This is a genomic window from Nocardia sp. NBC_01499, from assembly GCF_045040275.1.
Lineage (GTDB): Bacteria > Actinomycetota > Actinomycetes > Mycobacteriales > Mycobacteriaceae > Nocardia.
In genome coordinates this window covers 6626467-6653392 of the sequence record NZ_CP109426.1, presented here as the reverse complement: position 1 = coordinate 6653392, position 26926 = coordinate 6626467, and the positions used below count along the sequence as shown (strand labels likewise).

Genomic DNA, 26926 nt, shown 5'->3' with positions numbered 1-26926 from the left:
GTGCCGCTTGGGAATCAGTCTTACTGTGGCGCTCGCGGTTACGGGAATGGTCGCGGCCGGTCCGGCTTTCGCCGATGTCACCCTGGACGGGAGCGTCGCGCCCGCGGGGGCGAACGATTGGCGATGCGTTCCCACTGCGAAACGGCCGGAGCCGGTGGTGCTCGTACATGGGACGTGGGGGAATCAAAGCCAGTGGGATACGCTCGCCCCGCAGCTGAAAGCCCTTGGGGTGTGCGTGTTTTCGCTCAATTACGGGCATGCGCCGTTCAGTGTGCGCGGTTCGGCTCCCGGGGTTTTCGGTACCGCGGATATTCGCGCTTCGGCCAAGGAACTCGGGGCGTTCATCGAACGGGTGCGTGGGGTCACCGGTGCGGCGAAGGTCGATATCGTCGCGCATTCGCAAGGCGCACCGCTGACGCGGCAGTACCTGCGGTTCGAAGGTGGTGCCAATCGCGGTGATCCGAGCCGCAACAAGGTCGATCACCTCGTCACCATCGCGGGCACCAACCACGGCACCACGGCCGATGGGCTCGGCTACTTCCTGCCCTCGGGGAGTGCGTCCGCCATTTCCGACGGCGTGATAGCCAGGGTGCTCGGCACCTCGGCGGCGCAGCAGTTGACGGGCAGCGAATTCATCCGCACCCTCAACGCCGGCGGCGACACCGAGCCCGGCGTGCATTACACGGCGATCGCGACCCGCGTCGACCACGTCGTCACCCCGCCCGAATTGACCTTCCTCCGTGCCGGCCGCGACGCCACCGTCGAAAATCTATGGGTCCAAGACGTCTGCCCCACCGATACTTTCCACCACGGCATCCTCCCGGAATCCCCCGCCGTCGCCTTTCTGGTACATCGAGCATTGGGCCTGCCATTCACCGGCGATCCATGCCCCGCGCCCAGTACCGACCAACCGAATTAGCCGTCCGAGATGAGGCGTTCGAGCGTTGCGTGCTGGCAAGCCGCGCTGTGGGCGGGCGATCATTCACCCGCACTGGCCACGTTGGCCTCCGGCAGGTTCGTCCCGATTAACTCGCGAATTACACGCAGTACTCGCACTTGCCGTTGGCGGGAAGCTGAATGAAGCACTGTGCGCATACTGTCGCGCGGGTCGGCTGCGGCTTGATTTCGACCTGTGCGACGGTGCTCGGCGATCGGCTGCCCGCCACCTTGGGGGTGAGCGGCGGGACGGCCATGTCGGCGGGCATCGCGGCACCGTAGTGCGCGTAGCACTGCCAGCGGGCGTAGGCGGCATGCAGCTCGAGGTCGTCCGGGATCGGCAATCCGGCAAGCTCGAGCACGTATTTGTAGGTGTCGCCGACGGTGTGGTTCTGCCGCACGCAGAGTGCGGTGAGCGGCGGCTCTCCCGCGCTGTGGCAGCGTCGCGCGATCTTGCGCAGGATGGCGTCCATCCAGGTGCGCGTCGGCGCGCCGGTGTGCACGCCGGACACCTCCTGCACCCGTTCGGCCAGCTCGCCGATAGTGATGAAATGCCCGTACCCGGTGGCGATCTCGGACAGTTCCGCGTGCGCGGCAAGCGCCCACGCCACCGTCGCCTCCCGCAACGACACCGCGGTGCCGTCACCCGCCCGCCATGCTCCCGCCGTCGTGGGTACCGAATTCCTGATCACCTGATCAAGTTATCGCGAGAGGGCGGGAAAAGACCAATGCCGTACTCACATCTGAAGGTTCGCCGTCACACTCCTTTCTCAACGTACGATCGGACGTACTTTTAGTTCAGAGTTGCAGGCCGTGACTGTACGTCGTTTCGTCGTTTGGTCCCGACAGAGTGATGGCGGTGGGCCTCGGATCAATATCGCGGATCCCGCCAAAAGTCGTCGAGCCGACTCTGATCGGTATTACTTTCAGACCACCCCACCCTTCGATACCAGGCCGAGTAATATTCATAGTTGAACGATATTGCGTGCATCAGATATAGATCCCTGACCGCGGGTTTAGTTGCCTACAAAGTTCCTGAGGCATCTAGGACTCAGCGCGTGGTGAATTCAATATGCCATGGGCGTAGGCAATTAAGTAGAAATTTAATTTCGTACGCACCCGCCACCAGGCAGTGGCAACCACGGTAGGGCGAGAGTGCAGACAGAAGGCGCTCCCAGGGCGGGCCAAGGAGGCCTCAGACGGATGCGCCCGCCAGAGGAGGCGATGCCGTCCATGCATGATTGCACAATTATCAATGATGCATGGAGCACATCAAATACGCGGATTCATCGTAATTGAACCCCCGGCTTAACTCCATTGATAGAATGGCTAACTTTTCCGTCTGTCGCTAATTGCCTAGCCTACACTTCCGGCTGGGAAGTGGGAATCCGAACAGGCAAGTGAGACCGATACGTTATATGCCGACACCCACCTCCCTCGGCCGCTTCGGCCTATCGATCGACGATTATCACGACCGACGGAGAAAGCATTGAGATCGATCAATCCACGCCTTGCCGGACGGTGGATATTCCCTAGTGCAGTCACCACGCTCGTCCTTGCGACCATCATCGGCCTGACGGTGACCGTCGGCCCGGTCAGCGCGGAACCGACCGCGGACGGCCTCGACGACGCGATCACCGACACCCTCGCCACGCAGCCGACGCCTAAGGCCACCGACAGCGACAAACCCCCGGTCATCGACCGTATGCGCAGCGATGGTGAATGGGTTTTCGGCGCCGTGACCGTCCCGCAGGACGGCGAGAGCGAGGAGACGCCGAAATCGAAGCTATACGTGGCGAAAATCGATGATGAGGGGGATTGGCAGGTCGCGCTGGAAGACACCCCCGAGTTCGGCAGCATGGTCAGTGACGCGCCGGAATCGGTGGTGAGCGGCGGCGAGAAGGCGGCATTGACTGCGCCGCAACCACGTTCGGGCAACACCGGGCTTTCGCTGCCGTGGAAGCAGGGCCAGAGCTGGTACATGGGTGGCGGGCCGCACGGCATCAGCGGCGACAGCCGACCGTTCAACTCGGTGGACTTCAACGGCGGCGACGGCAGGGTGATGGCCCCCGCCGCGGGCCGCGTCTACAAGACGTGTGTCCGCAACGGAAGTGCCGAGGTGAAGATCGTGCACAACAACGGTTTCACCACCTCCTATTACCACATGACCGACATCATCGGCGCCGCCGACGGCACCGAGATCTCGGCGGGAACGTACCTCGGCCGGACCGGTACCCAGCTGCCGTGCGGCGGCTTCGCCAGTGGGGCGCACGTGCATATGTCGCTCTACAAGGGCTCGCAGCCGGTGCCCGTCAACGGTGTAACCCTCGGCGGGTGGACTTTCCATGAGGGCCCCGAGGCTTACGGTGGATACGCCGAGCACGAGGGTCAGCAAGTGCGAACCGGCGGCAGGCTGAACAACTTCGGCGGCGGTGACGACTCGAACCCGCCGAAGCCGCCCACCCCGACGGATCCCAAACCGCCGACGGACCCCAAGCCACCGACGACGACCCCCAAACCGACCGATCCCAAACCGCCTACGCCCAAACCGAATCCGACGCTGGCCAAGGGCACCGTCCGTCCATTCCCCGACCGGAATCGGAATGTCAACCTGCGTTCCGGTCCCGGTACCCGGAATTCGGTTGTCGGCGCGGCCCGCAACGGCGATGTCCTGACGATCGCCTGCACGGCGCGCGGTGACCGGCTCAGCGGTAAATGGGGCACCACCGACCTGTGGAACAAACTCGACAACGGCAAGTGGATCAGTGACGGCTTCGTCGACACCGGCAGCAATGGCCCGGTGGCACCGGCGTGCCAACCTGGCGATTCTCCGAAACCGCCGAGAGGTACCAAGCCGGGCGACGAGGGGACGGACGAACAAGGGCCAGACGATGAATCACCGGATGATGGTGGGATAGAAGACGATTGGCCGGATGACGACTGGTCCGGCGGCGATTGGACGAACAGCTGGTGGACAGAATGACGAATGCCCCCAAGCCGATCGGCTGATCCGATCCGCGCGGTGGAGGCGGTGCGCTGTGCGCGCCATCGCCTCCACCGCGCGTCTCGCCCACTTCGTCGCGCGGACTTCCAGCCGCGCCGAGTTCTACTCCCGCAGAAGCACTATGGCGCCCGCGAGTGTGCCGTCCCGCTCGGCAGCCGTGAGCTTGTCGAAGGCGGTCGGAATGACTCGAATCGGACGAAAGTCACTGGGAGAGTGGCGATTCGGGCATAACGGTCGACGTGCGGGGCCGTGCTGCGGTGCCGTGGTTCGCATGCGAAACTCGTCGCGATGCTCACCTACTTTCAAGCGACTGTCATCGGTGCGGTGCAGGGTGTCACCGAACTGTTCCCGATCTCGAGCCTCGGACATTCCGTGCTGGTCGCGGCTTGGCTCGGCGGCGATTGGCAGACACTGGTCAATCCGACCGAGTCGGCAACGGGCACACCATATCTCGCATTCGTGGTAGCGCTGCACGTGGCGACCGCCTTCGCACTACTCGGCTACTACTGGCGCACCTGGTGCGGCATCGTCACCGGCTTCATCACCACGATACGGACCGGGCGTCTCGACACCGTCGCGCAACGACTTGCGTTGCTGATCGTGATCGCCACCGTTCCGGTCGGCGTCCTCGGGCCGGTGCTGGAACATCCACTACACGCACTGTTCGCCGCGCCGATCTGCGCCAGCGTCTTCCTGGTACTGAACGGTGTCGTGCTGATCGTCGGCGAGGGACTACGTCGACGCAATGAGCCGACACTGGCGGAATACGGGCGCCGTTTCGCCCGACAGCAGGTCCGCACCGCGGTGCTCACCGTCGAAGCGCCACCGCGCCGCCAATCCGACCGCCAACTAGCCGCCCTCGACGTCAGGGACGCCGTCGGTATCGGCTTCGTGCAAGCCGGAGCGCTCCTAACCGGCTTCAGTCGAGCAGGTCTAACCATGGTGGGCGGTCTATGGCGCGGTCTCGAAAACGAGCAGGCAGCCAAATTCGCCTTCCTCCTTGCGACTCCGGCAATCCTGGGCGCTGGCGTCCTAGAGGTACCAGAACTGATCGGCCCAGAAACCGTAGGCATCCGAGGCCCAGTCCTCGTCGGCGCCCTAGTATCCGGACTCTCCTCCTGGCTGGCCGTCCGCTTCCTCGAACGCTACTTCCAAACCCGCACCCTCCTCCCCTTCGCCGTCTACTGCGTAGTCGCCGGAGTGCTCTCCATCATCCGATTCAGCTGAACCCACATTCGACGCTGCCGCCGAAGGACTTTGGAGGGGGACGCAGTCAGTCGGTCGAGAGATGACCGCGCGGGATGAAGAGCGTGGTCAGCGCTGCAGTGAATACGAGGATCGCGCCGGAGGCAACCAGACTTCGGGCGGCGCCGGTAACGATATTGTTCGCGATGAGAACGCCGAATACGGCGACGCCGAGCACCGTGCCGATCTGGCGCAGGCAGTTGAGTGCGCCTGCTGCCAGGCCGGAATCCGATGGTGCGACCGAATTCATCAAGGTCGACATCATCGGCGGGGACGCGGTGCCCGCGCCGACTCCGATCGGCACCATGCCGATCAGGATGGTCGGCATGGATTGGGTGTGCACCCCGTAGGCCACGGCGAAGAATCCCGCGGCTTCGAGAAGTTGCCCGATCATCAGTGGCGTGAACGCACCGAACCTGGCGATGAGTTTGCCCGCGAAGAGGTTCGAAGCGGTGATGAAGATGGTCAGGGGAATGAAGGTGGCACCGCCGAGCGCGGGAGAGTATCCGAAGACCTGCTGAACAAGGAGGCCGAGGACGAACACCGAACCGAAGTAAGCGAAGTTCAGTGCGAACCCGGTGGCGACACAGGAATCGAATACTCGGTTGCGCCACAACGATGTCGGTATCGCTGCGTGCGGGATCTTCGACTCCACCACCAGGAAGAGCACAAGGGAAACCACGCCCGCGCCGCAGAGCACGGCGCCGAGTCGGTGGTCGCCGCGAAATTCGATAACGCCACCGGTGAGGGCAACGAGCCCGACCGTAGCGAGCAATTGTCCGGCCGGGTCGAATCTTCGGGCGATCGCCGGTTTCGCGAAACTCGCTGTGCGAAAAGCGAACAGGCAGATCGCGCATACCGGGATATTGATGAGAAAGATTGTCCGCCAGCCGATCCAGGTGGTGAGCGCGCCGCCGAGGACCGGCCCCGCGGCGACGGCGATCCCTCCCGCCGCTGCCCACAGCGAGGTCGCTTTGACGCGCGCCGCTCGGTCGACGACGGCGAGGGTGAGCAGTGCGAGGGAAGCGGGCAGCATCGTCGCCGCGCCGATTCCTTGCGCGACGCGGAATGCGATGAGTAGCCCGAGCATCGGGGCCGAGCCGCAGGCGGCAGAGGTGATCATGAACAACCACAGACCGAGAACCAGCAGCCGATGGGCGCCGACCCGATCGGCAAGCGCGCCGGTCGAAAGCATCAGTGCGGCAAGAACAATGGTGTAGGAGTCGACAATCCACTGGATGGCCGCGATCGAGCCACTCCAGTGCAACTGGATGGAGTACAGCGCCGAGTTCACGATGGTCGCGTCGAGGGTGATGAGAAAGAACGACGCGCAGCACACCAGCACCACAGGTGTATAGATCGACGACTTGGTCGCGGGATGGACATCCGTGGCATCAGACATGGGCTGACGAACTGTTACAGAGAACGGATCCAGACATATTGGACAACGATTCGTGGCAGCAGGGCAGAATGCGGGGTCGAATCTATCGGCAGCGGAAGCCTGTTGGGCGGCACCGGCTCGTCACTGAGATTGCACCCGCCCCCAGACGATCGTGCGTTCACAAATGTCAATCGTTTACGAATGTGAACGTATGCGACCGGCTGAGACTCCGCTAGTGCATGTGAGGTGCATCACCGAACAAGAACTGCGAGAGAGTAACTCGGCATGGGTTTGCCAAAGGCCCTGGGTGACAACATAGTTGCAATTCGCATAGGCCGAGATCTCGGATCACGCAGTGCTGAAGTGGATTTCGTACTCGATCATGGTCAGCTCCGACTCGGGCAGCAGCGCTGTGCTGCCCGATCGTCAGAAGGATGCGTTCACCCAATTCACTTGGCCGCCAGAGCGCCTTAGACCAGGATGCCAAGCACCAACGCTGCGACCATCCAGCCGGCGCTCGCCTTGCGCTCGGACACGGAACTGCGGTGTCTTGCAGGACCGACATTCGTTCTCCATTCATGACACAGCACTGGCCTGCGTGCCGCACAGGGGTCGACAAGTACCCCGAATCGGCCTGCGCCGATGCCATGACCGACTACTGCTGCTTAAAGTCGGTTGTCGCTCCTACCTGGAGATAGGTGCCGGGTGTTCGGCCGGTGGAACGACGGAAAGCGGCGATGAACGCGCTTGGCTTGCGGTAGCCGACGGCTCGCGCGGTGACGTTGACGGATCGGCCACTGGCCAGATGCTCGGCCGCGGCCCGCATGCGGACGTGCGTTCGCCATTGCGCGAACGTCAGGCCGGTTTCGTTGACGAACAGCCGGGACAGGGTGCGCACCCCGGCATGCACCTGGTGTGCCCAGAATGTCAGCTCGCGGGTGTCGCTCGGGTCGGCGATGATCTGCTCGGCGATCGCCCGCACTCGTGGATCCGTCGGCATGGACACGTCGATGGCGTTGACCGGGAGCGGTGTGAGGAGGTCGAAGACCAGCGGCTCGGCGTGGGTGCGGCCGGGGTCGTCCGGCGCGGCTTCGTGCAGGTACAGCATGAGTTCGCGCAGCAAAGGCCCCACTGCGATGCCGATGGGTTCGGGCCAGTAGACAGGACAGAGGTCCGGTGCGAATCGCACGACGCAAAGTTCGCCTGCCCGTAATGCCTTCTCCGCGTGCACGATCCGAGGCGGAACCCAGAGGCCGTAGCCGGGCGGCACGAGCCAGTCGCGCGCGGGGGTACTCATCGTCACGGTCGCGGTCGCCGACCACAACAGCATCGCGTCGTCATGCGCATGCCAGTCGATGGTTCGGCGAACTTGCGCCCCGCTCCGCTCGATGCTCAGGATCGGTGACCGAGTGCCTGCGAGCGTCCGGGCAGCCGGGTCGGCGCTATCCGGATCGCGTCTCGGCGCTATGCGACGTTCGACTCGGCCAGCCATGCGCTGCCTGCTTCGAGGATTGCCGTCGCCCGCTTGCTGCAGCGAGTTGGATAGTTGCCGGTCACCGGGGGCCCGGCGGTTTCGAGCAGATGGGCCAGCTCGCTCCTTGTCCCGTGGTTCCAGGCCGTCATCAATTCGCTGATCGCCCAACGGTCTTCGACTCGGTTCATACCTCCACTGTCGTTGAGTTCCCCGCCGACAACCACTGATAGATCGACTTTTGATGCCAGAAACCCGCCAATTCGTTCCACGCCCGGCTCTGCCACATGGCGAACGTATGGCCACGCATCGACATCCCCAGGGGCAGCTGATCTACCCGCCGCTCGATCGCGACGGAGGGCGGCATCTGGATCACGCCCGCCAACCGTGTCAGCTGGACCCCGGCGGGCTTCGATCATGCGCATCGCCTGGTCGTAACCAGGCGAGCCTCAAACCCGCAGACTGAGCTTGTCGACGACGATCTCGCCGTTGAGGATCGTCATGCCGAGTTCGCGCAGGTTGCTGATGTCCCGGGTGGGATCGGCGGTCAGCACGATCAGGTCGGCGCGCTTGCCGGGCGCCACCGTGCCGAGATCGGGGCGCACGCACTGCCGCGCCGCCGCGCTGGTGCCTGCGACAAGCGACTGGACCGGCGTCATCCCCGCCGCGACCATCAGCTCGGCCTCTTCCAGCGTGTTCGCCCCGAAAAGGCCACGGCCCCAGAAGGTATCGCTGCCAAGGGCGATGCGCACCCCGGCATTGGCGACCTTTTTCAGGTTGCCTCGCGCGTCGGGATGGATCGCGTCGTGAATCCAGAGCGTCGGAGTGTAGTTGATGTCGCGCTCGAGCATCAGATCGATGAGCGAGTGATCGGTGATGGGTTCGACCGTGACACCGTGCTCGAGCCCGTCCGCGCCCGCCTCGATCGCTTCGCGTGCCGCGACCTGCTGGGTCGTGTGCACCGTCACCCGGAGACCTCGCTCGTGCCCGGTTTCGATGCCCGCGCGAAGGAAGTCGAGCGGGAGCCGCACCAGCTCGACCGCATTCGGAAAAGCGGCATTGTGCCAGACGTACTTTGGTGAGCCTGCGCACGCGCACGCGCCCTCCGAGAGGAGTTTGATCGCGTCTACCTTCTGGTCGGCCAGATGATGCACCAGATCACGCATCTGGCGCACGCTGTCGACCTCGCCGGTGAATCGTGCACGGGCCCAAGGATTGTCGCCGAAGACGGTGGCCGCGGGATGCCCGTCGCGGCCGGTGATGCCGCAGCCGGTCGCCAGGAGCCGCGGGCCTCGCAGCGTGCCCGCGGCGATCTCGGCGCGCGTCCGGAGTATCTCCACGGTCGGATCGCCTACCGACTTGATGGTGGTGACGCCGTGCTGCAGGAACAGGTCGAGCCGTCCGGGCAGCTCGTTCTCCTCGAACGCCTGCATCGATTCCGGATCGGACACCGCGACGACGTCGTAGAAGTGCAGGTGAGTGTCGATCAGGCCCGGCAGCACCCAGCCTTCGGCCGCGTCGACCTCCCTCCTGCCTCGCAGTGGCTCGGTTGAGACGGCGGCGATCTCGCCACCATTTATGGCGACGTCGTGTAGCCCGGAGCGCGCCTGGTGGCCGTCGAATATGTGCGCGCGGTGGATGACGAGGTCGTACGTTGCGGGCGCTTCGGTCCTCTTGATCGCCGCCGGTTCATAAGCCATCGCGCGCACTCCTGATCGGGCGGTATGTGATGCGGATCGGGCCGGTGATCTGGTCCGTAACGCACTGATACTCCACTTGGTGTTATTTTGTAACTAGATTACATATTACTATCAGACATGTAAATGTTCCCAAGCTCGTATCCTGAGAGACGTGACCGAGACCCGGCTGCCGCTGAACTCCTGCTCCTACACCGAGCAGGTCTTCGGCCTGCTCGGCAAGCGCTGGACAGGCCTGCTCATCGACCTACTTCTCCAGCGCCCAGCCCGATTCAACGAACTGCACACCGCACTGCCCACCCTGTCCAAGCGCGTCCTGAGCGAGCGACTCACCGAACTCCAAACCGTCGGCCTGGTCGAGCGCGAAGTAGACCCCGGCCCACCGATCGCCGCGACCTATCGACTCACCGAACGCGGCCAGGGACTCGGCCCCGCGATGGACGCACTCCGCGTATGGGCCGGAGCCCCGGTCGATAACGACGGTCGTCCGATCCTGCCGGTGCCAAGCACACCTCAACCGACCGACACGGACTGACCGGACACTGTTAGCAGGTTCCGGTCGCCAAACGGATATCAACGCTCCCCAGGGCGGCGGTTGCCCTGAGATAAACCAGCGCATTCCTCGCCGCCTTCTGGCTGTCGGAACTGCCGAGCCGGGCCGCCGCCATCGCACTGCTTATCGTCGGAGCCGCGCTGTTGGTCCTCGGCAAGATCCTGCAGGCAGCCGGATCCTGGCTGATCAGTGACGAATTCGCGCCGAATGCCCTGGTGGGCGCATACCAGGGACTGTTCAACACCAGAACGGCTGCCGCGCAGACCATCGGCCCCGCCTCGACAACGCAGTGGGCAGTGACTTGAGCCGAATCAGTTGGGACTTAGCTGGAAGATCGGCCGAGACGCGCTCTGTGTCAGCGTTGAACGAGCTCGTAGGAGGTACTTCGACCGCCGGAGTTCGATCGTTGTAGGACGCCGAGTCCGACGAGTTCGTTGATATCCCTAAGCGCGGAGTCTTGTGAGCACTTCGTGATGGTCGACCATTTGCGGCTGGTGAGCTTGCCGTGGAATCCGTCAAGGAGACGGTTGAGCATGGCGATCTGGCGGGTATTCATGGAGGTCTGCCCCCAATGTCGCCAGAACCGGGTCTTCGCCAGGACTGTGTCCACGGTGTCGTCGGCGTTGGCGATCGAGCGTTCCAGCGCGGCAAGGAACCACAGTAACCATTCGGTCACATCGAGTGTGCCCTTCTGGGTGCGCTCCAGAATCGCGTAATAGGCGTTGCGATCTCGTTGAATTTGCGCTGAAAGGCTATAGAAGCGAAGCGAACTGCGGGCGGCACGCGCCAACCAGAAGTCGCCGAGCGCGCGGGCGATACGCCCGTTGCCGTCATCGAAGGGGTGCACGGTCACAAACCACAGGTGTGCCAGACCAGCTTTCACGATCGGCAGCTCCGGCCCATCGCGATTGAACCAGCGCAGAAACCGCCGCATTTCGGTGTCGAGCAACGCGGCTGGCGGTGCTTCGAAATGCACACGCTGTCTGCCGTAGGCCCCGGAGACTACCTCCATCGGACCGGTGGTATCGGTGCGCCACCCGCCGACGCGCACCCGTGAGATGCCGGAATGCCCGGTCGGAAAGAGTCCGGCATGCCAGCCGAAAAGCCGGTCGGCAGTCATCGGCTGATCGTGATGAACCGCTGCATCGAGCACCATTTGAACCACCCCGTCCACATTCCGGTCGGCGGGAGCGAGTGCACCGATGTCCACGCCGAGATGGCGGGCGATCGACGAACGAACCGATGCGACATCGAGCAGCTCGCCCTCGATTTCGCTGGTCTTGACCACATCCGAGGTGAGAGCCGCGAGACCGGCCTGGTCGCGGACAGCATCCTCGGTGTCGGCGAGCCTGCCGAGCAGGTGCCCCTGACTCTGCGCGACATCGACCAGCGGTCCAGCCAGTCGTTCCGCGTCGTACCGCATCTCGGGCCAGTCCGGGTCCTCCCAGATGTATGTGCGGTTTCCGTCCGGCATGCGTCGATTATACGCCTATTCGCCGCATATTATGCGGTGAATAGGCGGCTATTAACCGCACTTTTGGCGTCGTTACACCTCTCGCTGATACCGATCACCTCGAAGCGGTGAAACGCAGAGGTCGATCACCGGCTCGGACGGAACCCCGGAGGCGACCCGACCGGGGTCATGTGCCAGCACTCAGTGTGGGCTGTGCCGACTCCGGTAGGCCGCGACGCTGGCCCGGTGCGCGCAGGTTCGGGTGCAGTACTGTTTCGAGCCGTTGCGCGAGAGGTCCACGTAAGTGGCCCGGCAGTTCGGCCCGGCACATACGCCGAGGCGAGCCGGACCGAGTGTGGCGATCACGGAGGCCAGTGCGCTGAGCGTGGTCGCGGCCAGGTGCGCCGAGCAGCGGTCGGTGTCGGAGGTGACCTCGGTCCACCAGCGATCCCGATCGTGGCGCAGCATGGGCGTGGCGCGGCTGTCCCGTAGACCGTCATTGATCAGGGCCGCGGCTGCCGCCGCGTCGGTGCTCGCTCGTTCGAGGACGCCGCGCACCGTCTCGCGCACCGCGCGGACCTCAGCCAGGTCGGTGCGGGTGAGACGCTGCGGGTCAGTCCCTCGGCTCGCGTCCGGCGAATGGTCGTCGAGGAAGTTCCGGAGCTGCTCCACCGTCTCGAGCGCGTCCTCACCCTTGATCGGCCGCAAGGTGTTGGCAAGATCGACGGCCATCTCGACCGCCGATGAGCTGTAACACGCATCGACCATTTGACGTGTCTCCTCACTGTTCCGTAGCGTGACATCCATAGTAGCTGTTACGTGTCACACCACGCTGAGGAGAAACGGCGATGTCGCAGACGATGCCATCCGGAGTGGCCCTCAACGGCGGATCGAAGCGCACCCCGGACGGGCGGCGGCTTGGGCTGGTCCTGGGGATGCTGGTGCTACCGCAATACGTCGCGCTGGGCGCACCGTCGGTGGCGCTGCCCGTCATCGGCCAGGCGCTCGCGGTACCGTTCGGGGCCACCGCATGGATTCTCGCCGCATGGTCGCTGACCTCCGCGCTCGCGATGCCGGTCGCGGGCAGGCTGCTGGCCAGGTGGGGCACCTTCCGGGTACTCGTCGCCGGGGTCGTCGTACTCGCCGCGGGCTCGGCGCTCGCGGGCGCCGGCCCGACACTGCCGGTCGTGATCGCCGGACGGCTGATCGGTGGCGCCGGGGCGGGCGCGACCGTGATCGCCGTATTCGCCGCGGCCACTGCCCTTCCCGGGCGGGAACGGATCCGCGCGCTGGGAATCATCGCGGCCGCCAGCGCGACGGCTTCGGCGTGCGGGACCCTGTTGGGCGGGGCGGTGACCACATGGTTGGGGTGGCGTGCCGTGCTCGCGATCCCGGTCGTCGCGCTGCCCCTCCTGCTGGCGGCATTGGCGGGTGAGCGCACGTTAACGCGGATCGGTAGCGGTGAAAAGGACGGTTCGACAGGGCGATTCGACATCGTCGGCGCGGCCGTGCTCTCGGTACTCGCCGGCTCGTTGATCACGTTGCTGCAGGCACACTCGGTCGGCCTGTCCACTCCGGTCACGCTGGTCGTGGCTGCCGCCGGGGTGCTAGCCGCCGTGGGACTGTGGTGGCGCGTGCGGCGCACGCCCGACGGGTTCGTGCCCCGGCGGGTGATCACGGCGCGCGGCTTCCTGTCGGCCGGGCTCGTCGGCGCGACGATCTTCGCCGGCTACTACGGAGTGCTGTTCCTCGCCCCGTCCCTGATCGAGCAGGCCACGGGCGGTGGCGCCCTCGAAGCGGGCGCGCTCTTGGTCCCGGCCGCCGCCTGCTCGGTGCTGGCCGGGCGACTGGTCGGCGCCTCGACCGACCGGTTCGCCGGTTGGCAGGTGTCGGCCGGGCTCGCGGCCCTCACCGTCGCCGGCGTGCTCGTGGTCGCGGTCTTCGCTGGGCCGGTCCCGGTTGTCGTCGGCGCGGCGCTGACCGTGTGCGGGTTCACCGGCGCCCAGGCCGTCCTGGTTGGCCTCGCCCCGGAACTGGTCGCCCCGCGCGACCGCGACACCGCGCAGGGCCTGCTCAACTTCATGATCTTCCTGGGTGGCGGGATCGGTCCGGCCACCGTCGCGGGCCTGTCCGGCATCGTGTCAGTGCCGATGGCCCTCGCCGTGCTCGCGGCACTTCCCCTGGCCGGACTCGTCCTCAGCCTGACCCGGCGCCCTGGTGCCGGCCGTCGACCCGAACCTGACCACACGCGTGGGAGCCAGCGATGACGGTCCACCCCTTCGAGCCGGTCGATGGCTTCACCCCGACCTGCATCCGATCCGATAACGCCTTACCAAGCAAGGGAGTCCGCTATGGCCGCCAAGCCATTTGAGGTCAGCATCACCGAAGCCGAGATCGCGGATCTGCGTGACCGGTTGCGACGGACGCGGTGGCCCGAGCCCGAGCCGGTGGACGACTGGTCGCAAGGGTTGCCGCTGGCTTATGCGCAGGAGCTCTGCCGCAGTTGGGCCGAGGACTACGACTTCGGATTCGCCGAGCGGCTGAACGCCTTCCCGCAGTACCGCGACACAGTCGACGGGCTGGGCATCCACTTCCTGCACGTCCGCTCGCCGGAGCCGGATGCGTTCCCGCTGGTGCTCACGCATGGGTGGCCGGGTTCGGTGCTCGAGTTCCTGGAGGTCCTCGGCCCGCTGACCGACCCGCGCGGGCACGGCGGGGACCCGGCGGACGCGTTCCACGTGGTCGCGCCGTCGTTGCCCGGGTACGGCTGGAGTGACAAGCCGTCGACGACCGGGTGGGGCACCAAACGCATCGCGCGCGCCTGGGACACGTTGATGGTGTCGCTGGGTTACGAGCGGTACGGCGCGCAGGGCGGTGACTGGGGTTCGGCGGTGTCCGGCGCGCTGGGCGAGGTGGCGCCCGAGCGGGTCGCCGGCGTGCACCTGAACCTGGGGTCCGTGGCGGCGGGCACGTTCGACGACCCGACGCCCGCGGAGTTGGCGAACCTCGAGTCCGAGAAGGAGTTCCAGCGCACCGGCCGGGGGTACTCGGCGATCCAGGCGACCCGGCCGCAGACGCTCGGCTACGGCCTCACCGACTCCCCGGCGGGCCAGGCCGCCTGGATCGCCGAGAAGTTCTGGGCCTGGACGGACAACGACGGCCTTCCCGAGGACGCCGTGTCGCGGCAGCAGCTCCTCGACGAGATCTCGGTCTATTGGTTCACCGCGTCGGCCACGTCGTCGGCGCGCCTGTACTGGGAGAGCTTCGCCCACTTCCGCGACAAGGTCACCGCGCCGTCCGGGCTGTCGGTCTACCCACGCGATCTAACCCGCCCGTCGCGGCGAGAGGCCGAGCTGCGGTTCACCGACCTGCGCTGGTTCGAGGAAATGCCGCACGGTGGCCACTTCGCCGCGCTGGAGCAGCCGAAGTCACTGGTCGAGCAGGTGCGCGGGTTCTTCCGCCTCTTCCGCTGACTGTCCGTCCCATTCCCCGGGAAGCCCCGCCCAGGGATGGTTCTGGCAACCCTTTGAGTCATGGAGGGGAACTTCTCGGATCGTTCTGAAGACACGGTCGCCACGCTACCCAATGAGTTTGGCGCGCAGCGGGACTGGCGAACCCGGCGCCGGGGCGAAGCAGCGTTCGGGGTAGGCAGCCGGGAAGAGGGCATGTCCTCGGACTCGCGAACCGAGGAGGGGTCCGAGGGCAAAGCCCGCCAGGCGGGGTGTGGGGGTTGCACCCCCCACAAAACACGCGGAACGCGAAAAACGGCTCATGCTCTCCATGAGCATGAGCCGCCAAGCGTGGAGCTAAGGGGAATCGAACCCCTGACCTTCTCGGTACCGAAAAGGGTGACTACCACTGACAACCCTGGACCATCAACGGTTCCACGGAACGCCCTCTAGCTGGCATATATCGACTTTCGACTACTTTCGGCGATCGAATGAGCGTTCGATCTCGCACAGCGTTCACCGACTTAGTTGGGACTTAGTTGGGGCTAGTTGAGGCCGCCCGTCGGCGTGTCAGATTGGCGACAAGTTCTCTCGTTTGGGTTTCCGGTTTCCTCTTCCCTTTCTTCTCACTTCCGGGGGCTCCCAAACTCTCTTCATCTGTTCTGCATGGTCCATCAAAAGTTGCGGCTCAATGTTTTTCGCGAATCTGACCATGTGCCCGCCCGGTCGCAATGCGACGGGCTAGCGCGCTGGCGTGTGACCCCAGGATCGGGCGACCCGAATCCGGTATCCGGCATTTTGCGCGCGTTGGGAAGCACTGTCAGCCAACCAATTTGGACGGCCGACCAACGCGCGCCATGCGGCTACTTAGCATTGGCGGCAGGGCCCGTTCCCGGCCAGGATCGGGTCCAGGTGCCCGGCGGGAGGCTCTGCAGCGGCTGCATTACCGCTCACTCCCGCTGACTGAAGCCAGACCGATTAAGCCCGGGCACCCGACGTGAACGCTGTGGTGGTGATGAAACCCCACGCGCCGCGCCCACGTGAGCACTGCGACCGGGCGCACGCCGCAGTGCTCGCTTCTAGCAAACAGTCAGCAGGTACGTCGGCGCTGACCATAGGTTTCACCCCGCGCTCCGTACCAATGCGGCGCAGGTGCGCGGACCCGCGCGCGATACGTGACATCGCCACCGTCGAGCGAGAGGAGCCAGAAAGGGGTGCTGCGGTGTCCGGGCCTACCGCCGAAAGAGGTTGTCAGTAGGCGGCATTGACTCCGTACTCGGCCTGGGCGCGCGTGAAGCCCTCATACACCAACTGATCGATCAGTCCGGACCGAGAGAACGAGGTGTACTCGAGATACTGCTTGGCGCTCTTTGCCGCCTGCTCGTTCCAGTCCACATTCAGGCTGTCCACCGCGAACGTAGCGTCTGCGGTAGAGAAGCCTTCGTACTCGAGCTGGTGGATCAGACCGCTGCGGGAGAAGGCAGAGTAGTCGAGGTACTGCTGGGCAGACCGGATGGCGTTGCCCTGGCTGGAGTTGACGTCCTGCTTGGCCGGGGAGAATTCGACCGCAACTGTCGACACGGGCGCCGCGATATCCAGCCGAGCGACGTCGGCCGCTGCCGGAACGCTGTTCCATGCGGGTGCCGCCAGGACGAGAGCCAGTACCGGGGCGCCGACCAGCCACACCCACTTCTTCTGCTTCTTCGGCGAGCCAACGGCCGACAGGTAGCTGGGCTGTGGGGCGGGGAACGGCTTGGTCATCTGGTACTCCTGCACTGCTCATTACGCCGGGATCGCCGTCCGCAAATGATTCGAGGCAACCCCAGCAGAACGGACTGGGACCAACACAAGACGACAACAACAAGCCTATGGTCGGCGCTCCCCCGCCACAGTCATTCGAACAACCTACTCCGGTACAACCCCAACCAGCAGTGACACCGAAACCACCACACAGAACGCAAATCGGCAAACCCCGGAGGTTCAGCCCGATCGGGCAGGCCCGGACGGCGAGCCAGCCGAACGCACTCAACTCGGCTACCGCGCGTTCGGGAGATGGCGCGGTGAACTATGTCCCGCTGGCGGACCGTGCTCGGTTCAAGTCTCAGGCGTCAGCGGTCGCGGGACTGTCCTCGGTCACGGCCCTGAGTCTGCCCAGTACCGCCACGCTCGACACCGGGCGCATAGCCCGGTTTCGTCTCCACCGCCGCTGTCGGGGGTTGGGCTTGACCTAACGCAAGTAAATTCCTGACTTCGGGTGAAAGACCTTGAAGTTGGTTCTGTTCCAACGCCTTTGACCGCTCCTGGGCTGCCTGGAGGGCCTTGTCGGCGGCTTCGCGTTGAGCCACTCGCGCCTTGTCGGCCGCTTCACGTTCCACGCTGGCCGCGTCGCCAAGTTCTGGGGTGGCTCGTTCCCCGACCTCGGGGGTTTCTTGCTCCGGGGACTGGCTAGGCACTGGGAACGGGAATTCGCGTAGTACTCGATCCTGAGCTTCGCGCTCGACCCTGGCGCGCGCAGCTTCGGGCGACTCTCGTTCCGGCGTACTCTTTTCGGGTGCTTTGCCTGCGGACGGCTCAGGGCCGGGCTTAAGTCGGTCCTGAAACTCCCTCACGCCCTTCTCTCCGGCTGCACGAGTGGCCCGATCGCGCTCGGCCTGCGGCGTTTCACGGGTCTTAGCCCGTTCGGCCCGCTCTTGTGCCTGCTGAGCGCGTTCGGCCTGTACGCGTTGTGGAGCTTCGGCTCGGCCCAGCTCAGCGCCTTGGCTGAATCTTTGCACCGCCTGGAACTTCTCCTTCGCCCCACGCGCCTTAGCGAGTGCCGCTTGTTTGTCCCGCTGCTTTTGAGCCTCTTGCGCCTTCGCTTCTCGCGCTTTTTCGCCAACACCCGGAAGTTCAAGCTGTTTGCCTCGCTCCGGCGTTTCGACCTGTTTGCCGCGTTCCAGATCCTTACCTATTGCCCAAATCGCGCGGGCATCAGTTCGCGAGATTTTTAGGTGTGTGAATCTATCCGGGAAATCGCGCTTCAACCCATTGATGAGTTCCTGGCACTCCTTCGAGATCGACTCACCCTCAACCGAACGCAATATATGACGATTGATCTCACCCCTGTTCAGAAGTTCCCGAACCCCTCGGAGCTGTTTTTCGTCCTTCCGTCCCTCAATCCGGCCGGACTTTTCTTCAACCGAATCTGTGCGACTACGATCCTGCTCATTCCTGATTTTGTCGAACTGAATCCGTTCCGTGCGACCACCCTTGTCCCGGAACTCATACTTGCGCGACCCTTGCGTGTATCCGCTTTCGCGGTCACGAAAGAATCGGTCAGTGCCGTTCTCGAAGATCTTGCCGCGCTCATGGTTCGGGACCTGGTCGCGATCCCGGCTGTAGCCGTCACCCATCAGGAGCCCATTTACATCATATTGTAATATTTTCGGCGCAGGTCGGCGGTGATGTGAATGAAGCCGTCACCGTACTCAGTATTGTGATCGATCATGGAATCGATATATTCGAAGACCGTACTGTCGTCTTCGTCACCGTCGTAGTCCACGTATCGCAGGGCCGGGTTTACGCCGCCGTCATAGAATGATTTATCGGGGCCAAATTCGGTGTGGTCGACCCATTCGCCATCCACATATTTCACGAAACACGCGCCGAGGAAGCAGATGAATGCGTCGGTCATGTCCTGGTTTTCCGGCCGGTACGGTGTATCCGAATCCGGGAACAATTCCCTGCAAATATCGTTCAGCCGTTGCAATTCTGAGGAATCCTCCGGCCACAACTTGGGCGGAAGGTCATCCAGCCCCGCATATTCGAGAAATTTCCGCACTTGCGCTGCCTGTCGTTCAGGGGCGACCCATTGACCCCATGCGGTCCGCTCGACTCCGAGATCCATCGTCAGCTGTTCGTCGTCACTCACGTCTACCCCTCTCGTCGTGGCCTGAACGGGCCGGTGCCCCGCGTATACGGGTCAAGATACAAGCAGCCCATGACATAGGTCGGTCTTCCTCGCTCGTAGGGTCGGGCTTCTGCGCGTTGACAAATCGTTCCCGTGCAGCTTCGAGCCGTTCGAGTACCGGCCCGGCCTGCGGTTCCCCCGCGGCGTTGAACGCGTCTGCGGCCCTGAGCCATTCAGCTAGAGCCGCCTTGTACTCGGTCACCGCGCTTAACGATCACCGACGCTGTCGGCACCGGTCTTCACCCACTGGTCAGCCAGATAGCCGTCTAGCTCCTCCAGCGTTCCGGACGTCGGTACGTCGCCGTGCTCATTGATCAACTCGAACCCGTACGGTGCGCGGTTCCTGCGACGCAACGCAAGCCCTACGCGCTCGGCGTTTGCGGTCACCTGCTGGCGAAAGTCTTCAAACGTCCCCATGATCATGCCCCGGCTTCACCACGAAGTCGGCACGGCGTCTACGACCCGCGTCCCGACCCAGGGGCAACGTCTCGGAATTATCCCGTCGTGGTCGCTGATCTTCCCGCATTCACATTTCGTCGTCATCTTTCACGCTCCCAACGGGTTTGGTTGATCGGTCGGATCCAGCAAGGCGACCCAATAGTCATGACGTAGGGCGTCCCACAGGTCGTGATGGTCGTAGAAGGCTTCGCGCGCTTCCCACAGCGACGGCAGGCCGTCGAGTATCACCAATCCCGGTGCAGTGGAATGAAGTTCAGTCCCGCTAGGCCACCGGTAGGCCGGTGACGCATCGGCCCGATTCTGAAAGTTGAGTACCTGGCAGTCTCGACCCACCAGCCGCCACGTTACGACCTTCCGGTTATCCGGGGATTCGGTGGTACGCAACCGATCTCGATGCATCACATAACCTCTCTAGTGATGCGCCCGGTGCTGGGGGTTGGTGCTTCACCCCAGCACCGGGACGTTGCGACAGGCGCAGCCCACCCCTGAACAAGTGGCCCGTTGACCAGGGCTGGTGGTCGTACCTCGTTGTTCGGCATCTGCCGACCTCCGGTGCGTCGACTACGGCTGAGGTGCGCCCGGCCCCGGTAATGCAAAAGGTCAACCGAAACGGAAGTTGATACGGATTAGGACTCAACTCCCGACCAGGCGTTCAGTAGTAGTCTTGTTCTATACCGCTTGACACAGAACAGGTTCGGTGTCCACAAAGGTCCACAGATCGGATGCGGCAACCCAATGGATAGTCCCGGCGCACTTCTCCGGCTCGCTCGCGAATCTCAGCGAGTTAGCCTGGCGGTGCTCGCTGGGCGGACTCACTACTCCAAGTCGCTTCTGGGGATGCTGGAGAACGGTCAGCGCGACATTAGAGCCGAGCACATCACCGCGTACTCGCGAGCGTTGAACATCCCTGTAGATGCTCTGATGGCACCTCCGGATGATCCGATCCGCATCGCGCACGAGTGGCTTGTGGCCGACTCTGTGGCGACGACCCATTCTGCTGCCGGGCGGCGCGTCGGAAACGACCTGGCGACCGACCTCGAGAACCGAGTGATCGAACTGCGTCACCTGGACGACCACATCGGCGGAAAAGACTTACTGCCTTTGGTCGACAGGGAATTCGAAGATGTTCGCAAGGCCATCATGGAGTGCAGCTACACAGACGAGATCGGTCGGCGACTCCGGACTAGCGCCGGGGAGTTGGCACAACTTGTTGGGTGGGTTGCCAGCGACGCTGGTCGGTACGCTCAGGCTCAGCGCTCCTATCTAGACGGGCATAACGCCGCAACAGCGGCAGGCAATCGAGTGTTAGCCGGTCAGTTGTTATCGAGCCTCGCCTATCAGATTTCGAACATCGGCGATCCCGCTGACGCATCGCTTCTTGCAAAGACCGCAGTAAGAGGTGCACGAGACGCTACGCCAGTAGTTGAAGCACTTCTGACCGAGCGAGTTGCATGGGCATCAGCGCGCTCTCGTGATCGGGACAGCACGATGCGTGCCCTGGATGCCGTTGATGACGCTTACGACCGTCGATCGGCCGACGTCGAAGAACCCGAATGGGTTTACTGGATGGATCGCTCAGAGATCAACGTGATGGCAGGCCGGTGCTTTGTCGAGCTGGGGCAACCGAGCCTCGCGAGTCCGCTACTTTTGCGGGCGATTGAGGGCTACCCACAGGAGCACGCTCGGGAGGTAGCGCTGTATCAGACCTGGCTTGCGGAATCGTATGTGCGAAGCCGAGAATTCGACGCGGCCGAGGCGACGATCGCTGCTGCCCGTAAGGCGGCGGACGCGGTGCGTTCTGCCCGGCTTGATCGCCGAATCGGCGAGATCGAACTGTTGTTGACCGGGAGCTGAGCGAGCCGCGAGAGTTCGACCACAAGTAGGCGACTCGCTCTGTGAGCCTACGAGCCCGGTCCGTCCGTTGGATCGGGCTCGACTTATATGCATCCGCGCGGGATGTAATCCTCGACAGTTGGGTACTCCGCGGTGCCTACCTCTCGTAGTTAGTGGCCGGTGGTGGGGACGGGCAATGTGCGCGCTGGCTCTCACGATTGCATTTCCGTACTTGAGAGGGTGGATAGTTGACCGCCGACCTGAGCAGAGTTTGTGAAATAGCTTGTTGCAGCTATGGCTTTGCCCGAGTTTGTCGTAGAGATGCTGAAACAGCGGCGCAAGAACCTGGCAGTGCGGAAGCTTGCGTCTCCGCCGACCGAGGAGGCGGTGCTTGATCTGGTGTTTCCTTCGACCGTGTGGACACTGCGTGATCCGCAGAACGTCGGGCATGAATGGCAGCGAGGTCGCGACGCGTTGGGCATTCCGGACGACGTAACAGCGCACAGCTTCCGGGGCGCGGTCGCGACGATTCTCGATGACGCTGGCTTGTCGGCGCGGGTGACGGCGGATGTCCTCATGCACGTCGAACCCGGGGATGGGGCGGGGCGAAGCGGCGTTCGGGGTAGGCAGCCGGGAAGGGCATGTCCTCGGCCTGACGAACCGGAGTGGGGGTCCGGGGGCGAAGCGGCTTTGGGGAGGCGGACCTGGGAGAGGTCCGGGGGCATGGCATCGAAGCAGGCGAGCAACGGAGGGGGTCCGGGGGCGAAGCCCGCCGGGCGGCGTGTGGGGGTTGCACCCCCACAAAACACGCGGAACGCGAAAAACGGCTCACGCTCTCCATGAGCATGAGCCGCCAAGCGTGGAGCTAAGGGGAATCGAACCCCTGACCTTCTCGATGCGAACGAGACGCGCTACCAACTGCGCTATAGCCCCGTGCGGCTCCGGGGAACCGCGCTGTGTCACTTTAGCAAAGGATGCTGCGAGACTCCGAATCGGGGGGTTGAGCTGGGGTGATGCGGAGTTTCGCTGCTGCTGTTACTCGCCTGCGGCGCGGCGCATGTCGCCGCCGCCGGTGCGGTCGCGCAGGGCGCGGGCGGTGGCGGGGTCGAAGGGGTCCAGGTGGTCGAACATGGGGTCTTCGTCGTCTACTTCGAGGAGGGCGGAGCGGCGGCGTAGGGCGCGGGCGGTGTCGCGGTCCATGGCGGCGCGGGAGGCGTGGGTTTGACGAGGTTCGCCGAGTTGTTCGGCGCGGCTGAGGCGGGCGGCGCGGCGGCGGCGGATGTCTTCTTCGATGCGTACTTGCTTGCGCAGGTAGGTCAGGTAACCGATGAGGACGAGGCCGGCCAGGCCGCAGCCCCACCAGAAGTGTGGTGTCATCGCGACGGCGAGGCCGCCGCACAGCAAGCCTGCCAGGACTAGGCCGAGGACGGCGCGCTGGCGGAAGGTGTAGCGGGCGGCGCGGGCGATGGCGTCGGCTTCGGGGTCGAAGCCGCCGCGGCCGCGGCGGGTGGGGACGTAGTCGAGGTCGTCGGGGTCGTAGTCGTCGCGGGTGCGTCGAGTGGCGTGCTCGAGGTCGGCTTCCTCGTCGGTGCGGTAGTCGTCGTCGTTGGTGACGCGCGCGGGTGCGGTGGAGGGCGCGGGGGGTATCCGAGCTGCCACCGGTTCGGTGCGTTCTTCGTCGGCACCGTCTCCATCGACCGCGTCGTCGTTCTGCGCGGTGACCTCGGCGTCGGATTCGGCGTCTTCCGTTTCGGCGCTTGCCGTTTCAGTCTCGGACACCTCGGCGTCGGCGAGTTCGGCGTCGTCCAGCTCGGCGTCAGCGATGTCGGGATCGGGCTGGGATGCCGCGGATTCGGCGATCGCCGGTAGGTCACCTTCGGTGACGGGTTCGTCGGCCGGTGTTGTCATCCGGTCCTCCGCATCATCGCTGTGGGCATGCTTTCTCTGTGCGCGGCGTGGCCGCCAGTTCGGGTCGGTTTCGTGGCCAGCGGCCGGCCCACTCTTGGTGCGCCGCTTGGAATCTCCGCGCACGAGCACGCGGGTGGCGAGGGCGGCGTCGGTGGTCCGCCGGATCCTCGGGTGCCGGTCGGCGAGGATGGGGAACAGGACGAAGACCCAGAGCACGACCAGGCCGATCCACAGAATCGAATTCGGCATCGCGGTCAGCACCTCCGTCCCGGCCTGGTTTGGTCCGTTCGGCCGGCGAGCGGTGCGCAGCACGCCCCGCGTCCGCCCGGCTTCCGTCCGCCGCTGCGGCGTGGACGCCGGTCGCCTCGCAGGCTCCCTGCCGAGGGTGCAGGACGCACCTCCGACGTCCGTAGGGTAATTCCGTGGCGCGTCGAGATACGGCAGGCGCGCCGTGCACACCCGCCACACCTGTCACAAAGTCACCAATTCGTCCGCGCGTCGGATGCGCCGGGCGTGTCCGTATTGCACGATTCTCAGGGCAGGATGGCCCGGCCATCGCGAACGAGCCGGTCGACGACCGTGCCCATGAGTTCCTCGACGGTGATGCCGACGAGCAGGTGATCGCGCCAGGCGCCGTCCACGTCGAGGTAGCGGCGCAGCAGTCCTTCCTCGCGGAAGCCGACATTGCGCAATACCGCTTGGCTTGCCAGGTTTTCCGGCCGCACGGTCGCCTCGACCCGGTGCAGGCCGACCTGCCCGAAGCAGTGGTCGAGGCCGAGCGCGAGCGCCGCGGTCGCGACGCCCTGGCCGCTGAGATCCTTGGCCACCCAGTAACCGATCCAGCCAGAACGCAGCGCGCCGCGCACGATATTGCCGACGGTCAGCTGCCCGCTGAAGGTGCCGTCGACCTCGATCACCAACGGAATCATGGCGCCACGCCGAGCCTCGGCCTTGAGGCTCGACCAGAGCGACGGCCAGTTGGACGCGTGGTTGCGCGCCTCCCACGCGCCGCGACCGGTCGGCTCCCACGGCTCCAGATGTTCCCTGTCCCGCAACCGGATTCGACTCCACGCGGCGGCGTCGCGCAGCCGCACCGGGCGCAGGGTGACCTCGCCCGCCGCGACCCGGATCGGGCCGAGTCGCGCGGGCCAGCCCGGATGCTGGGTGACCCGGAAAACGCTCATTGTCTCCACGCCTCAGCCGCGCTGTGCGAGGAAAGCGACCCTGACCTCGTCACCGGTGCGAATCTCGGTGTCGTCGGGATCTATCACGATCAAGCTGTTGGCCTCGGCCAGGGTGGCGAGCAGGTGCGACGAGGCGCCGGCGCCACCGCCGAGTGGTTGCACGAGATAGTCGCCGGTGGCCTCGTCGCGCATCAGCTGCGCGCGCAGGTAGCCCTTGCGACCGGCCATGGAACTGATCGGCGTGATGGTCCGCGCCATGATGATCCGCCGCATGGGATGCCTGCGGCCCAAGGCGATTCGGATCAGTGGACGCACCATCACCTCGAAAACGACAAGCGCGCCGACCGGGTTGGACGGCAGCAGGAAGGTGGGCACCTCGTCGCGGCCGAGCCGTCCGAAGCCCTGCACGGAGCCGGGATGCATGGCGACGCGGGCTATTTCGAGTTCGCCGAGCCCTTCGAGCGCCTCCCTGACCTGATCGGAGGCCCAGCCGCCGACCGCGCCCGCGATGACGACCACCTCGGAACGCACCAGCTGCCCCTCGACCACGTCGCGTAATCGCCGCGGATCCGCGCTCACGATGCCGACCCGGTTCACGTCCGCGCCAGCGTCCCTGGCCGCCGCGGCGAGGGCGTAGGAGTTCACGTCGTAGACCTGGCCTGGGCCCGGCGTGCGATCGATATCGATGAGCTCGCCGCCGACCGAGATCACCGAAAGCCGCGGCCGCGGATGCACGAGCACTTTGTCCTGCCCGACGGCCGCTAGTAGTCCCACCTGGGCCGCGCCGATGATGGTGCCCGCGCGCACCGCGACATCGCCGGGCTGCACATCGTCGCCGATGCGCCGCACGTAGTCGCCGGAGCGGACCGGTTCGTAGATCTTGATTTTCGCGCGGCCGCCGTCGGTGAAGTCCAGGGGCAGCACGGCGTCCGCGAGCGTCGGCAGCGGTGCACCGGTGTCGACGCGGACGGTCTGGCGCGGCTGCAGCCGGATGGGCTGGCGTGATCCGGCGGTCACCTCGCCGACCACGGGCAGCATCAGGTCGACCAGTTCGTCGTCTTCGTTGCGAATGTCGGTGCCAGCGGCGGCCACGTCGACGCTGCGCACCGCGTAGCCGTCGATCGCCGCCTGATCGAAACCGGGCAGCGGTCGTTCGGTAACGACGTCCTCGGCACACAGCAGGCCCTGGGCCTCGGAAATCGCGACCCGGACCGGCCGAGGGGCGACCGCCGCGGCGGTCACCTTGATCTGCTGATCCTCAACCGAGCGCATCCAGCCCTTCCTGATCTCTTCGCACACCACCGACTACGCCGCGCGATTTCGCTTCGGCACAATCGATTCCGCGCACGCGACGGTGAACCATCATTCGTACCCGACGGTCCACTATCAGCGAAACCCGACGCCTCAGTCGTAGGTCGTCAGCTGCGGATCCCAGTCGGGCCCGAGCCGATGCTCCAACCACTCCCGTAGGGCAGGGCCGTATTCGTCGCGTTCCAAAGCGAAATCGACCGCAGCACGAAGATAGCCGCCCGGGTTGCCCAAATCGTGGCGCGACCCACGGTGCACCACCACATGAACTGGATGGCCCTCGGCAATGAGCAGGGCGACGGCGTCGGTGAGTTGCAATTCGCCGCCCGCGCCCGGCTCGATGCGGCGCAGCGCGTCGAAGATGGCGCGGTCCAACAGGTATCGACCGGCGGCGGCGAAGGTGGACGGCGCATCGGCGAGGGCCGGCTTTTCCACCATGCCCTTGACCCGGAGCACATTCGGATTCACCGCGTCCGGCACGGTCGCCACGTCGAACACGCCGTAGGCGCTGACCTCGTCCTTGGGGACGTCGATGGCGCACAGCACGGTGCCGCCGCGCTTGCGGCGGACGCGGCACATCACGTCGAGCACGCCGGAGGGCAGCACCAGGTCGTCCGGCAGCAGCACCGCGATGGCGTCCTCGTCGTCGTCGAGGACCGCCTCGGCCTGGGCGACCGCGTGGCCGAGGCCGAGCGGTTGCTCCTGCACCACGGAGGTGACGTCGAGCAGGCCCGGCGCCTTGCGCACCTTCTCGAGCAGCTGGAATTTGCCGCGCTTGGCGAGCGTGCCCTCCAGCACGAGGTCCTCGACGAAGTGCGCGACGACACCGTCCTTGCCCGGCGAGGTGACGATCACCAGCCGCTGGGCGCCGGACTCGGCGGCCTCGGCGGCGACCAGCTCGATGCCGGGGGTGTCGACCACCGGGAGGAGCTCCTTCGGCACCGTCTTGGTCGCGGGCAGGAATCGTGTTCCCAGCCCGGCGGCGGGCACCACGGCCGTGCGGAAGCACGAGACCAGCGTGGCATCGCCGGGTTGTCCGGCCTTTGCTGTCATGCGCATACCCTATCCATCGTCGCAGCCCCTGACTCGGCGTCGA

At 65.0% G+C, this 26926-nt stretch carries 23 protein-coding genes and 1 tRNA gene; 8 read left to right on the top strand and 16 right to left on the bottom strand.

The window, feature by feature from the left end; all coding sequences use genetic code 11:
* Positions 1–25 precede the first annotated feature (25 nt).
* On the top strand, positions 26–919 hold the full coding sequence (locus tag OG203_RS30415) for an esterase/lipase family protein (RefSeq protein WP_405160668.1): 894 nt from the start codon (positions 26–28) through the stop codon (positions 917–919).
* 118 nt (positions 920–1037) lie between these two features.
* On the opposite strand, the gene OG203_RS30410 is transcribed toward OG203_RS30415, so the two are convergent.
* Complete coding sequence (locus tag OG203_RS30410; protein WP_405160667.1) at positions 1038–1628, bottom strand: hypothetical protein; 591 nt, start codon at positions 1626–1628, stop codon at positions 1038–1040.
* Positions 1629–2425: 797 nt separating this feature from the next.
* Between OG203_RS30410 and OG203_RS30405 the strand changes: the two genes are divergently transcribed.
* The gene (locus tag OG203_RS30405) at positions 2426–3919 is read left to right on the top strand and encodes a peptidoglycan DD-metalloendopeptidase family protein (RefSeq protein WP_405160666.1); all 1494 of its coding nucleotides are present in this window, start codon (positions 2426–2428) and stop codon (positions 3917–3919) included.
* A 309-nt stretch (positions 3920–4228) separates the two neighbouring features.
* Complete coding sequence (locus tag OG203_RS30400; RefSeq protein WP_405160665.1) at positions 4229–5167, top strand: undecaprenyl-diphosphate phosphatase; 939 nt, start codon at positions 4229–4231, stop codon at positions 5165–5167.
* A 46-nt stretch (positions 5168–5213) separates the two neighbouring features.
* Here OG203_RS30400 and OG203_RS30395 read toward each other — a convergent pair whose 3' ends face one another.
* The 4 genes from OG203_RS30395 to OG203_RS30380 all read right to left on the bottom strand — a co-directional run bounded on the left by OG203_RS30395 (position 5214) and on the right by OG203_RS30380 (position 9737).
* Positions 5214–6587 carry an MFS transporter gene (locus OG203_RS30395; protein WP_405160664.1) on the bottom strand — a complete coding sequence of 458 codons (1374 nt, stop codon included), beginning with the start codon at positions 6585–6587 and terminating at the stop codon, positions 5214–5216.
* Positions 6588–7221: 634 nt separating this feature from the next.
* Positions 7222–7896, bottom strand: coding sequence for an AraC family transcriptional regulator (locus tag OG203_RS30390; protein WP_405160663.1), 675 nt, complete (start codon positions 7894–7896; stop codon positions 7222–7224).
* Between the two features lie 134 nt (positions 7897–8030).
* Entirely contained in the window at positions 8031–8228 is a 198-nt protein-coding gene (locus OG203_RS30385; protein WP_405160662.1) for a hypothetical protein, read from the bottom strand.
* Between the two features lie 258 nt (positions 8229–8486).
* Positions 8487–9737, bottom strand: a complete 1251-nt coding sequence (locus tag OG203_RS30380) for an amidohydrolase family protein (protein WP_405160661.1) — start codon at positions 9735–9737, stop codon at positions 8487–8489.
* Between the two features lie 151 nt (positions 9738–9888).
* On the opposite strand from OG203_RS30380, the gene OG203_RS30375 reads away from it, so the two are divergent.
* Entirely contained in the window at positions 9889–10269 is a 381-nt protein-coding gene (locus OG203_RS30375) for a winged helix-turn-helix transcriptional regulator (RefSeq protein WP_405160660.1), read from the top strand.
* Between the two features lie 161 nt (positions 10270–10430).
* On the top strand, positions 10431–10592 hold the full coding sequence (locus tag OG203_RS30370; RefSeq protein WP_405160659.1) for a hypothetical protein: 162 nt from the start codon (positions 10431–10433) through the stop codon (positions 10590–10592).
* Positions 10593–10642: 50 nt separating this feature from the next.
* On the opposite strand, the gene OG203_RS30365 is transcribed toward OG203_RS30370, so the two are convergent.
* Together OG203_RS30365 and OG203_RS30360 are read right to left on the bottom strand one after the other, a co-directional pair.
* The gene (locus OG203_RS30365) at positions 10643–11761 is read right to left on the bottom strand and encodes a Fic family protein (RefSeq protein WP_405160658.1); all 1119 of its coding nucleotides are present in this window, start codon (positions 11759–11761) and stop codon (positions 10643–10645) included.
* A 180-nt stretch (positions 11762–11941) separates the two neighbouring features.
* The gene (locus OG203_RS30360) at positions 11942–12508 is read right to left on the bottom strand and encodes a CGNR zinc finger domain-containing protein (protein WP_405160657.1); all 567 of its coding nucleotides are present in this window, start codon (positions 12506–12508) and stop codon (positions 11942–11944) included.
* An 80-nt stretch (positions 12509–12588) separates the two neighbouring features.
* Between OG203_RS30360 and OG203_RS30355 the strand changes: the two genes are divergently transcribed.
* Together OG203_RS30355 and OG203_RS30350 are read left to right on the top strand one after the other, a co-directional pair.
* Complete coding sequence (locus OG203_RS30355; RefSeq protein ID WP_405160656.1) at positions 12589–14007, top strand: MFS transporter; 1419 nt, start codon at positions 12589–12591, stop codon at positions 14005–14007.
* Between the two features lie 84 nt (positions 14008–14091).
* Positions 14092–15213 carry an epoxide hydrolase family protein gene (locus OG203_RS30350; RefSeq protein WP_405160655.1) on the top strand — a complete coding sequence of 374 codons (1122 nt, stop codon included), beginning with the start codon at positions 14092–14094 and terminating at the stop codon, positions 15211–15213.
* A 1227-nt stretch (positions 15214–16440) separates the two neighbouring features.
* Here the strand turns inward: OG203_RS30350 and OG203_RS30345 are convergent.
* From OG203_RS30345 to OG203_RS30330, 4 genes are all read right to left on the bottom strand, one after another.
* Positions 16441–16950, bottom strand: a complete 510-nt coding sequence (locus OG203_RS30345) for an Ltp family lipoprotein (RefSeq protein WP_405160654.1) — start codon at positions 16948–16950, stop codon at positions 16441–16443.
* 347 nt (positions 16951–17297) lie between these two features.
* Positions 17298–18581 carry a hypothetical protein gene (locus OG203_RS30340; protein WP_405160653.1) on the bottom strand — a complete coding sequence of 428 codons (1284 nt, stop codon included), beginning with the start codon at positions 18579–18581 and terminating at the stop codon, positions 17298–17300.
* 11 nt (positions 18582–18592) lie between these two features.
* Complete coding sequence (locus OG203_RS30335) at positions 18593–19099, bottom strand: hypothetical protein (protein ID WP_405160652.1); 507 nt, start codon at positions 19097–19099, stop codon at positions 18593–18595.
* A 246-nt stretch (positions 19100–19345) separates the two neighbouring features.
* Positions 19346–19561, bottom strand: coding sequence for a hypothetical protein (locus tag OG203_RS30330; protein WP_405160651.1), 216 nt, complete (start codon positions 19559–19561; stop codon positions 19346–19348).
* A gap of 771 nt (positions 19562–20332) precedes the next feature.
* On the opposite strand from OG203_RS30330, the gene OG203_RS30325 reads away from it, so the two are divergent.
* A complete protein-coding gene (locus OG203_RS30325; protein ID WP_405160650.1) occupies positions 20333–21451 on the top strand; it encodes a helix-turn-helix domain-containing protein in 1119 nt (372 codons plus the stop codon).
* 839 nt (positions 21452–22290) lie between these two features.
* On the opposite strand, the gene OG203_RS30320 is transcribed toward OG203_RS30325, so the two are convergent.
* The 5 genes from OG203_RS30320 to OG203_RS30300 form a co-directional block, all read right to left on the bottom strand.
* Positions 22291–22363: transfer RNA gene (locus OG203_RS30320), tRNA-Ala, on the bottom strand.
* Between the two features lie 102 nt (positions 22364–22465).
* Positions 22466–23587 carry a gephyrin-like molybdotransferase receptor GlpR gene (gene glpR, locus OG203_RS30315; protein ID WP_405160649.1) on the bottom strand — a complete coding sequence of 374 codons (1122 nt, stop codon included), beginning with the start codon at positions 23585–23587 and terminating at the stop codon, positions 22466–22468.
* Positions 23588–23871: 284 nt separating this feature from the next.
* The gene (locus tag OG203_RS30310) at positions 23872–24522 is read right to left on the bottom strand and encodes a GNAT family N-acetyltransferase (protein ID WP_405160648.1); all 651 of its coding nucleotides are present in this window, start codon (positions 24520–24522) and stop codon (positions 23872–23874) included.
* Positions 24523–24534: 12 nt separating this feature from the next.
* A complete protein-coding gene (gene glp, locus OG203_RS30305) occupies positions 24535–25794 on the bottom strand; it encodes a gephyrin-like molybdotransferase Glp (protein WP_405160647.1) in 1260 nt (419 codons plus the stop codon).
* Between the two features lie 132 nt (positions 25795–25926).
* Complete coding sequence (locus tag OG203_RS30300) at positions 25927–26883, bottom strand: UTP--glucose-1-phosphate uridylyltransferase (protein WP_405160646.1); 957 nt, start codon at positions 26881–26883, stop codon at positions 25927–25929.
* Positions 26884–26926: the final 43 nt, after the last annotated feature.